Here is a 2,681-nt window from a genome sequence, read left to right on the forward strand (position 1 = left end):
GCCCGCCCCGGCGGCGAGCCAGTCGCCCTGCGCCGCCCGGGCCCGCCCGACGGCGGCCCGCACGGCCTCGGCGCCGGGCTCCTCGACGGCGACCACGAGGTCGTCGGGGTCGGCGGGGTTGTACGAGGTGATGGTCACGGCCAGCAGCCCTTCGGGGGGAGGTACGGGGACGAAGGAGGAAGGAGGGGTCAGAGCAGGAAGCCCGCCGGGAACGGGTCGCTCGGGTCGAGGAAGTACTGGGCGGTGCCGGTGACCCAGGCCCGCCCGGTGACGGTGGGCACCACCGCGGGCAGCCCGGCCACCTCGGTCTCCTCGACCAGCCGCCCGGTGAAGGTGGTCCCGATGAAGGAGTCGTTGCGGAAGTCCCGCCCGAGCGGCAGTTCGCCGCGCGCGTGCAGCTGGGCCATCCGCGCCGAGGTGCCGGTGCCGCAGGGCGAGCGGTCGAACCAGCCGGGGTGGATGGCCATCGCGTGCCGGGAGTGCTCGGCGGTGGAGCCGGGGGCGAGCAGCTGGACGTGGTGGCAGCTGTGGATGGACGGGTTCTCCGGGTGCACCGGCCGGTCCGGGCCCGCGTTGATCGCGTCCATCATGGCCAGGCCGGCGTCCAGGATCTCCTGCTTGCGCTCGCGCTCGAAGGGCAGCCCGAACTCGGCGAGCGGCAGGATGGCGTAGTAGTTGCCGCCGTACGCGAGGTCGTAGGTCACCGTGCCGTAGCCGGGCACCTCGACCTTGCGGTCCAGGGCGACGGAGTAGGAGGGCACGTTGCGGATGGTCACCGCCTTGGCGGCGCCGTCCTCGACCTTCACCTCGGCGACCACGAGTCCGGCCGGGGTGTCCAGCCGTACGGTGGTGACCGGCTCGACCACCGGGACCATCCCGGTCTCGACCAGTACGGTGGCGACCCCGATGGTGCCGTGCCCGCACATCGGCAGCAGTCCGGAGACCTCGATGTAGAGCACGCCGAAGTCGGCGTCCGGCCGGGTCGGCGGCTGGAGGATCGCGCCGCTCATCGCGGCGTGGCCGCGGGGCTCGTACATCAGCAGGGTGCGGAAGTGGTCCAGGTGCTCCTGGAAGTGCACCCGGCGCTCGGCCATGGTGGCGCCGGGGATGACGCCGAAGCCGCCGGTGATCACCCGGGTCGGCATGCCCTCGGTGTGCGAGTCGACGGCGTGGAACACGTGACGGCTGCGCATGGGTCACAACTCCCGTACAGGTTCGGATGGTTGGTGGGTAGGCCGGGCCGGCTGCCGCCGCAGCCGGCCCGGAGGCCCGGGATCGCGCCGGTGTCAGACCAGGCCGTCGGCCAGCGCCTTCTCGGTGGCCGCGCGGACGGCCTCCTCGATCTCCGGGACGAGCGGCAGGCGCGGGGCGCGCACCGGGCCGCCGGGGCGCCCGGCGATGTCCATCGAGAGCTTGATGGCCTGGACGAACTCGGTCTTGGAGTCCCAGCGCAGCAGCGAGTGCAGCGACTTGTACAGCGGCAGCGCGTTCTCCAGGTCCTTGGAGACGGCGGCGTCGTAGAGCGCGACCGAGGCGGCCGGCAGGGCGTTCGGGTAGCCGGCGATCCAGCCGACCGCGCCCGCGAGCGCCAGCTCCAGCAGCACGTCGTCGGCGCCGATCAGCAGGTCCAGCCCGGGGGCCAGCTCGGCGATCTCGTACGCCCGGCGGACGTCGCCGCTGAACTCCTTGACCGCGACGATCGAGCCCTCGGCGTGCAGCTGGGCGAGCAGCGTGGGGACGAGGTCGACCTTGGTGTCGATCGGGTTGTTGTACGCCACGATCGGCAGCCCGGCCTTGGCGACCTCGGCGTAGTGGGCGCGCACCGAGGCGTGGTCGGCCCGGTAGGCGTTCGGCGGCAGCAGCAGGACGGAGCCGGCGCCGGCCTCGGCGGCCTGCTCGGCCCAGCGGCGGGACTCGGCGCTGCCGTAGGCGGCCACGCCGGGCATCACCCGGGAGCCGTCGCCGGCCGCCTCGATGGCGACCTCGACGACCTTGGCGCGCTCCTCGGCGGTGAGCGTCTGGTACTCGCCCAGCGAGCCGTTGGGGACGACGCCCTCGCAGCCCGAGTCGATCAGCCAGCGGACGTGCTCGGCGTAGGCGTCGTAGTCGACGGAGTGGTCCGGGCGCAGCGGAAGCGTGGTGGCGACCATGATGCCGCGCCAGGGACGGGTGCTGTCGTGCTGGGTGATGGACACATGAGCTCCTTGATGAGGTGTGACATTTTACTAGAGTGGACGGGCCGGAGACAAGGTCCCCGGCCCGTCCTTCGACGACGGACCCCGGGGGCGCGCCCGACCGTTCCCGCCCGACGCGAGCGGTCGGGCACGCCCTACGCCTCCGGGTTCGGCCCCGCCGCCAGCTGGGAGAGCGGCACCGGGCAGCCCAGCGGCCGCCGGTCCGGCCCCGGCTCACCCGGGCCGGCCAGGCAGGCCACGGCCGGACCGCACATCCGGCCCTGGCACCAGCCCATTCCGGCCCGGGTGAGCAGCTTCACGGTGCGCGGATCGCCCGCGCCCAGGTCCTCGACGGCCTCCCGGATCGCCGCCACCGGCACCTCCTCGCACCGGCAGACGTCGGTGTCCGGACGCAGCCAGCCGGTCCAGCCGGGGCCCGGCCGGTGCGCGGCGGCCATCAGGTCGGCGAAGGCCCGCAGCCGGGAGCGGCGGCGCAGCAGCGCGGCC

3 protein-coding genes are annotated in these 2,681 nt (G+C 74.0%); all 3 read right to left on the minus strand.

Features of this window, described 5'->3' with window-relative positions:
* Nucleotides 1-188 precede the first annotated feature (188 nt).
* On the minus strand, nucleotides 189-1,193 hold the full coding sequence (locus AE652_RS39185) for a proline racemase family protein (RefSeq protein WP_049660310.1): 1,005 nt from the start codon (nucleotides 1,191-1,193) through the stop codon (nucleotides 189-191).
* Nucleotides 1,194-1,286: 93 nt separating this feature from the next.
* On the minus strand, nucleotides 1,287-2,150 hold the full coding sequence (locus AE652_RS39190) for a dihydrodipicolinate synthase family protein (RefSeq protein ID WP_369808372.1): 864 nt from the start codon (nucleotides 2,148-2,150) through the stop codon (nucleotides 1,287-1,289).
* 179 nt (nucleotides 2,151-2,329) lie between these two features.
* Nucleotides 2,330-2,681, minus strand: a 352-nt coding sequence (locus AE652_RS39195; RefSeq protein ID WP_049660315.1) for a (2Fe-2S)-binding protein, incomplete at its 5' end; no start/stop codon positions are given.

This window comes from Kitasatospora sp. MY 5-36 (assembly GCF_001182915.1).
Classification (GTDB): Bacteria; Actinomycetota; Actinomycetes; order Streptomycetales; family Streptomycetaceae; genus Kitasatospora.